This window comes from Virgibacillus sp., assembly GCF_013393565.1.
Classification (GTDB): Bacteria; Bacillota; Bacilli; order Bacillales; family Amphibacillaceae; genus Virgibacillus; species Virgibacillus dokdonensis.
This window is the reverse complement of record NZ_JABXHF010000034.1, coordinates 33,650-41,202: the sequence shown is the minus strand read 5'-3', so window position 1 is coordinate 41,202 and position 7,553 is coordinate 33,650. Positions and strand designations below refer to the sequence as shown.

The 7,553-nt window shown below is 36.8% G+C and carries 6 protein-coding genes; all 6 read right to left on the bottom strand.

The annotated features are described in order from the left end of the window. Nucleotides 1–159: 159 nt before the first annotated feature. The 6 genes from deoC to dnaK all read right to left on the bottom strand — a co-directional run bounded on the left by deoC (nt 160) and on the right by dnaK (nt 7,547). Entirely contained in the window at nt 160–828 is a 669-nt protein-coding gene (deoC, locus tag HLX49_RS09145; RefSeq protein ID WP_077703509.1) for a deoxyribose-phosphate aldolase, read from the bottom strand. Nucleotides 829–1,067: 239 nt separating this feature from the next. Next, nucleotides 1,068–2,420 carry a tRNA (N(6)-L-threonylcarbamoyladenosine(37)-C(2))-methylthiotransferase MtaB gene (gene mtaB / locus HLX49_RS09140; RefSeq protein WP_296361418.1) on the bottom strand — a complete coding sequence of 451 codons (1,353 nt, stop codon included), beginning with the start codon at nt 2,418–2,420 and terminating at the stop codon, nt 1,068–1,070. Continuing rightward, nucleotides 2,420–3,178 carry a 16S rRNA (uracil(1498)-N(3))-methyltransferase gene (locus HLX49_RS09135; RefSeq protein ID WP_296361409.1) on the bottom strand — a complete coding sequence of 253 codons (759 nt, stop codon included), beginning with the start codon at nt 3,176–3,178 and terminating at the stop codon, nt 2,420–2,422. Before HLX49_RS09135 ends, mtaB begins: the two co-directional genes overlap by 1 nt. Before the next feature lie 15 nt (nt 3,179–3,193). Further along, nucleotides 3,194–4,141, bottom strand: a complete 948-nt coding sequence (gene prmA / locus HLX49_RS09130; protein WP_296361407.1) for a 50S ribosomal protein L11 methyltransferase — start codon at nt 4,139–4,141, stop codon at nt 3,194–3,196. 244 nt (nt 4,142–4,385) lie between these two features. Then, nucleotides 4,386–5,513, bottom strand: coding sequence for a molecular chaperone DnaJ (dnaJ, locus tag HLX49_RS09125; protein ID WP_077703505.1), 1,128 nt, complete (start codon nt 5,511–5,513; stop codon nt 4,386–4,388). 192 nt (nt 5,514–5,705) lie between these two features. After that, a complete protein-coding gene (gene dnaK, locus HLX49_RS09120; protein WP_296361404.1) occupies nt 5,706–7,547 on the bottom strand; it encodes a molecular chaperone DnaK in 1,842 nt (613 codons plus the stop codon). Between the last annotated feature and the right edge of the window lie 6 nt (nt 7,548–7,553).

Below are 7,553 nucleotides of genomic sequence, written 5' to 3'. Positions count from 1 at the left end.
CGAACGCGAGTTGTATTTGACATGCTAATTTCCCTCCCTCCGAAGCACAAAACAGATTGTACTAGCATATGACTTTCAATTCACATGCTTTTTAAAGTATAATATAATCCTTTATTTTGGTCAACTGATTGTTTCCAAATAACCATTAATTTATACATATTAATATGTGCTATCTCCTTGTTCATCGTTTAAAATAGCTACACCAGCGCTTGCACCAATTCTTGTTGCACCTGCTTCTATCATTGCTTTCGTTGTTGCTAAATCGCGAACTCCACCAGAAGCCTTTACTCCCATATCTGGGCCTACAGTTTCTCGCATTAATCGAATATCTTCCACAGTTGCTCCGCCACCGGAAAAACCTGTCGATGTTTTAACAAAGTCAGCCTTTGCTTGTTTTGCTAGTTGACAAGCAATTACCTTTTCGTCATCTTTTAACAAAGATGATTCAATAATAACCTTCGTAAGGGCTTTGCCATTTGCTGCTTGTACAACTGCTTCAATGTCATTTAAAACTGTTTGCTTGTCTCCCGATTTTAAAGCACCAATATTAATAACCATGTCTACTTCTGTAGCTCCATCTTCAATGGCTTTATTTGTCTCTGCCACTTTACAAGATGTTGTAGTTGCTCCTAATGGGAAGCCAATAACGGTGCAAACTTTTACTTGAGTTGCTTTTAACTCATTATAACAGTAAGCAACCCAATATGGATTTACACAGACAGATGCAAAATGATGCTCCTTCGCTTCTTTTACAATTTGAGCTATTTTTTCTTTTGTAGTCTCAGGCTTTAATTGCGTATGATCAATGTACTTTGCTAAATTTTTCAATTATATTCTTCCCTTCTTTTCTTAGTTGTACGTACCTCTTCACTAATATAGCATTATTTGTGCAAGAAATCTATTAATGACTTGAAACTGCTTTCTCTTTTCATATTTTTGTTATATTTAATACGTTACATACTTTATTCCTAAGCATTTATTAAATAGAAAAGTTTATGAGTAAAACAAAAATCAGCAACAAGAGCAAAAACTTTCAAGGTTTTGTTCTTGTTGCTGGAATGTTGCAATTAATGTGAGACTACTTCATCATATGCAATTTCATCTAACACTTTGACAAATGTTGCCTGATTGAGCGGGTAACCTGCTTTTGTAATTTTTACACGCACAAGTTTTCCAATCATATCTGGTGTACCAGAAAAAGCGACTTTTAAATAGTTATCTGTATAGCCGATTAATTGATTTGGATGTTCCTCATCATGTGAATGTTCTTCCGGTATTACTTCTAGCACTTCATTTTCATAATTTTCCGCATATGCTTTAGCTAACTGCTCCGATAATTCGATTAATTGATGAACGCGGTTGTTTTTTACTTCATCATCAACTTGATTTTCCATTCTTGCAGCTGGTGTCCCTGTTCTTCGAGAGTAAGGAAAAACATGCAATTCGGAAAAACCAATTTCTTTAATAAAATCATATGTTTCTTGAAATTCTTCATTTGTTTCCCCTGGAAAGCCGACAATAACATCCGACGTTATCGCTAAACCAGGCAGCGCCTTCTTCAAATTCATGACTTTTTCTTTATAGTAAGAACTTGAATATTTTCTACGCATTCTTTCTAAAACAGAGTCCGAGCCTGATTGTAATGGGATATGCAAATGGCTAACGACTTTCTCAGATTTATCCAACACTTCTATCACTTCATCCGTGATTTGACTAGCTTCAATGGATGAAATACGAATTCGTTTTAATCCATTAACTTTTGTTTCTAAATCACGTAGGAGCATGGCAAAATTATAGTCTTTCATATCTTCTCCATATCCTGCCGTATGAATACCAGTTAATACAATTTCTTTATATCCTGCATTTACAAGCTTTTGCGCTTGTTCAAGGACATTTTGTGGATCCCTTGAGCGTAAGAGCCCACGTGACCAGGGAATAATACAGAAAGTACAGAAGTTATTACATCCTTCTTGTATTTTCAAGGAAGCTCTAGTACGATCGGAAAAGTCAGGTACATCCATTTCTTCAAAGACTCTATTCTTCATTATATTAGAAACGCCATTTACTGGTTCTTTTGACTTTTTATGTTGTTCAATATAATGGATCATATGTTTCCGATCCTGTGTACCCACAACTACATCTACCCCGGGAATTTCCATTATTTCTCCTGGAGAAGTTTGTGCATAACAACCAGTAACACAAACAACAGCGTCTGGGTTTTTTCGAATAGCTCTACGTATAATCTGTCTACTTTTCTTATCCCCTGTATTTGTAACCGTGCATGTATTAATCACATATACATCAGAATTACGATCAAAATCAACTCTCTCATAACCCTGTTCCTTAAACATGTTCCATATACCTTCTGTTTCATAATGGTTTACTTTGCAACCCAATGTATGAAAAGCTACGGTTGGCATCATGAACACCTCATTTCTTCAAAGTGGTACGAAATACTCGCTAATGTATATAAAGCAGCAGTTTCTGCTCTTAAAATTCTTGGTCCAAGTCGTACTGGTTTAAATTTATTTTCTTTTAGTATAACCGCTTCTTCATTTGAAAAACCACCTTCAGGACCAATGCAAATAAGTATACTTTGCCTATTTTGAATTCTTTGCAACACAGACCCTAAGGATTGATAGCGATCAGACTTAGCCTCTTCTTCATAAGCAAATAACATGACATCAAACTTCTTTCCAACTTCAATTACTTCGTTAAGTCCCTTACAAGGTTCCACACCAGGGATCTTGTTCCGGTGACTTTGTTCACTTGCCTCTTTAACAATTTTATGCCATCGCTTTAATTTCTTATCTTTCCGCTTCTCATCCCATTTTACAATGGAACGAGCTGCTTGAAAAGGCAAAAAACAATTTGCCCCTAGTTCCGTCCCTTTTTGCAAAACCCATTCCAATTTATCACTTTTTGGCAATGCTTGAGCAATTGCGACATTTACTGGTAATTCCGTATGATCATTTAACCAACTGACAATGTCAGCATATACTACCTGATTATCTAAGATTGTAATCTTACAAATAGCAGCTTGTCCATCAGGATGATTGCAAATAATTTCATCTCCTGTTTGAAATCGCATAACACGCATAATATGATGCGCATCATCCCCAGTAATCTTAATGGTTTTATCAGCCCATGTATGTGCAGGTACAAAATATCGCTGCAATAGTTTCACCTTCTTCTACTCATAACTAGGTTTACGTGCAACAAGCGAAACCCAATCTTCTAATTCATTGGTTTGAATTATTTCAAACCCTTGCTGCTCCAAATGATCCTTGACGAATTGTTTTTTAGCCTGCGTAATACCCGAGGTAATGAAATGACCTCCAGGTTTTAGTTGGCTCCATGCTTTTTCAACAAATCGTACTATTACTTCCGCTAAGATATTAGAAACGATCAGATCTGCTTCTACTGTAACATGGTCTAATAAATTTTTTTGTTTAGCAGTAATTTTCATTGCTAAATTGTTTAATTTAGCGTTTAACATCGTACTATTTACGGCAACATCATCTAGATCAAACGCATAGACATGGTTAGCACCTAATAAAGCAGCTGTAATACTTAAGACACCTGACCCTGAACCGACATCTATTACTGTATCATTTTCCTTTAGGAACTGTTCCAACGCTTGAATACTTAGTACTGTTGTCGGATGGGTTCCTGTACCAAAAGCCATACCTGGATCCAATTCAATAATCATTTCATCTGTATCTACAGGTTGATATGCTTCCCACGTTGGTTTTATCGTAATTCGTTTTGATATTTTCACAGGCTTATAATACTTTTTCCAAGCAGTTGCCCATTCTTCTTCATGAACTTCACTTAATGTGATTTGATTTCTGCCTAAATCAATATCGTATAACATTAAATTATTTATGGCCTGTTTAATTTCTTCTACCGTCTCACCGAGAAAACTATTCATAGGAAGATAAGCTTTTATATAAACCCCTTCATCAGGATATTGTTCTGGGTCTAATTCATATACTTCTCCAAATGTGGAGGTGTGCTCCCTTACTAAATCCATCGCATCTTCAATCACCAGACCACTAGCTCCGTTTTCATGTAAAATGTTCGATATTGGTTCAATTGCTTCATTTGTAGTATGGATACAAAGCTCTGACCACTTCATATGGATACACCCTTTTCTTATTAGAAAAACGAAGGCTCGTCATCAAGTCTTTATGTCGATAAACTGCCGTCGTTTTGCTTATACTATACCCCTGAAAAATTTATACTTTTCTATAGTGTTAAAAGGAAACTAGGCTTTTGCCTCGTTTCCTATTGAAAATAACAGTATTGCCTAACCCATTTGAACTATTTCACTGCTACAATGTAACATATCTATATTACATATAGTGTGTGGAAGCAAACAGCTATTCACTTTTAAATGCCTTTTTAAAACGTTCAAATAAAGAACTATCTTGTTCATCTGCCGCTTCATTACCACCGATTTGATTAAATTCACGCAATAATTCCTTTTGACGATCTGTCAATTTCGTCGGTGTTATTATTTTCACTTTAATATGCTGATCTCCATGACCGTAACCCCTCACATTTGGTGCACCTTTGCCTTTTAAACGAAAAATTTTGCCCGATTGGGTTCCAGCAGGTATCTTAAGCTTCACTTTTCCATGCACAGTTGGCACTTCTACTTCATCACCAAGAGCAGCTTGTGCAAAAGTTAAAGGTAGCTCGCAATATATATCGTCGCCTTCTCTGCTGAAGAAATCATGTGGTTTAATTTGTACAACAACAAATAAATCGCCTGGAGGGCCACCATTAACTCCCGCTTCTCCTTTTCCTGACACGCGAATTTGTTGCCCCTCATCTATTCCAGCTGGTATTGAAATATGAATGGTACGACGTTTCTTGACTCTTCCAGCACCGCCACATGTAGTACACTTGTCTGGAATAATTTTACCTGATCCATTGCAATGATGACACACTCTACGATTAACTACCTTACCGAACGGCGTATTCTGTTCCATATTCAATTGACCTGATCCATTACAATGTGAACAAGTTTTTGCCTTTGTTCCAGGCTTAGCTCCTGTACCTGTACAAGTATCGCATGTTTCCTCTTTTGGAATGGTGATATCTGCTTCTTTTCCAAAAATAGCTTCTTCAAAATCTAATTGCATCGTATATTGCAAATCGGCGCCTTGTTGAGGGGCATTTGGGTCTCTTCTTCGACCTCCACCACCGAAAAACATATCAAATATATCACCAAAACCACCACCGAAATCTTGCGCACCGCCAAAACCACCAAAACCTTGGCTTTGTGGTCCGGCATGACCAAATTGATCATATTGAGATCTTTTTTGGTCATCACTTAATACTTCATAAGCTTCTTTTGCTTCTTTAAATTTATCCGCAGCGTCTGCTTCTTTATTTACATCTGGATGGTATTTTCTTGCTAATTTACGATACGCTTTTTTTATCTCATCCTTAGACGCTCCTTTTTCAACTCCAAGGATTTCATAATAGTCTCGTTTACTCACTTGATCACTCTCCCCGTTACACACTTTTGCATAACTTTTATCTTACCATCATCTATATGCGTGTGCAAATATACGCATATAGATAAACGTGTAAAAAGTCAAAGCCAAGAGAATCCTGACTTTGACTTTTATAGTACCAAATAGATGTAGAGCTAACATCTACTCTCTCATTCATTTTTCCGTTCTTCGTACTTATTTTTTATCTTTGTCTTCTTCATCGTCTACTTCTTGGTATTCTGCATCCACAACATCATCATCGCCACTATTTGACTCTTGTGAACCTTGTTGAGCTTGTTGTTCTTGTGCCATTTGCTCATACAATTTAACAGAAAGCTGTTGCACTTGTTCTTGTAAAGCTTCTTTCTTTTCTTTGATCTTATCCATATCATCAGCTTCAAGTGCAGATTTCAACTCTTCTTTAGCAGCTTCTGCTTTTTGTTTTTCTTCCTCAGAGACTTTATCACCAAGATCTTTAATTGTTTTATCCGTTGTAAAGATTAGTTGATCAGCTTCATTACGCAATTCAATTTCTTCACGACGTTTCTTATCTTCTTCTGCATTTTCTTCCGCTTCTTTTACCATTTTATCTACTTCTTCATCAGAAAGACCAGAAGAAGATTTAATGGTAATGGACTGTTCTTTATTCGTACCTAAATCTTTAGCGCGGACGTTAACAATACCATTTGCATCAATATCAAAAGTTACTTCTATTTGTGGAACTCCACGTGGTGCTGGTGGAATGTCAGTTAATTGGAAACGACCCAACGTCTTGTTATCAGCTGCCATCTCACGTTCACCTTGCAATACATGAATATCAACGGCTGTTTGGTTATCAGCTGCTGTTGAAAAAACTTGTGAGTGACTTGTCGGAATGGTTGTATTTCGTTCAATAAGTTTAGTTGTTACACCACCCATTGTTTCAATACCTAAAGAAAGTGGCGTTACGTCTAATAATACAACATCTTTTACATCACCTTGCAGAACGCCACCTTGAATAGCTGCACCAAGCGCAACAACTTCATCTGGGTTTACCCCTTTAGATGGTTCTTTACCAATGACACGTTTAATAGCTTCTTGAACAGCTGGAATTCTTGTAGAACCACCAACTAAAATAACTTTGTCAATATCATTAGCTGTGTAATCTGCATCTGATAAAGCTTTGCGAGTAGGAACCATCGTACGCTCAACAAGATCAGAAGAGAGTTCTTCAAATTTCGCTCTTGTTAAAGTCATTTCTAAGTGTAGAGGTCCAGCCTCACCCGCTGTAATAAACGGTAAAGAGATTTGTGTTTGTGATACTCCAGATAGTTCTTTTTTCGCTTTTTCAGCGGCATCTTTCAAACGTTGTGTAGCCATTTTATCCTTGGATAAATCAATGCCATTTTCTTTCTTAAATTCTTGTACCATATGGTCAATGATAACTTGGTCAAAATCGTCACCACCTAGACGATTATCTCCAGCTGTAGAAACAACTTCAAATGTACCGTCACCAATATCTAAGATAGATACGTCAAATGTTCCTCCACCTAGATCATATACTAAAATTGTTTGATCTTCATTTTCTTTATCAATTCCATATGCTAAAGCTGCTGCTGTAGGTTCGTTAATAATCCGCTCAACTTCCAAACCTGCAATCTTACCAGCATCTTTAGTAGCGTGACGTTCTGCATCATTAAAGTATGCTGGAACTGTAATAACAGCCTTTTCTACTTTTTCTCCAATATAATCTTCTGCATAAGACTTAAGTTGTTGAAGTACAATAGCTGAAACTTCTTGTAGTGTATATTCTTTATCTTCAATTTTTACCTTGTAATCTGTGCCCATATGACGTTTAATAGATTGGATAGTATTTGGGTTGGTAATTGCCTGACGCTTTGCAACTTCCCCAACTTGTCTCTCCCCATTTTTAAACGCTACAACAGAAGGCGTTGTCCGGTTCCCTTCAGGGTTTGGGATAACAACAGATTCGCCACCTTCCATTACTGCGACACAAGAGTTTGTTGTACCTAAGTCAATACCAATTATTTTACTCATTGTCAT

Excerpts from the sequence above, each read along its gene's own strand:
- mtaB (WP_296361418.1), bottom strand. The coding sequence starts at position 2,420 with ATGCCAACCGTAGCTTTTCATACATTGGGTTGCAAAGTAAACCATTAT.
- prmA (WP_296361407.1), bottom strand. The coding sequence starts at position 4,141 with ATGAAGTGGTCAGAGCTTTGTATCCATACTACAAATGAAGCAATTGAA.
- dnaK (WP_296361404.1), bottom strand. The coding sequence starts at position 7,547 with ATGAGTAAAATAATTGGTATTGACTTAGGTACAACAAACTCTTGTGTC.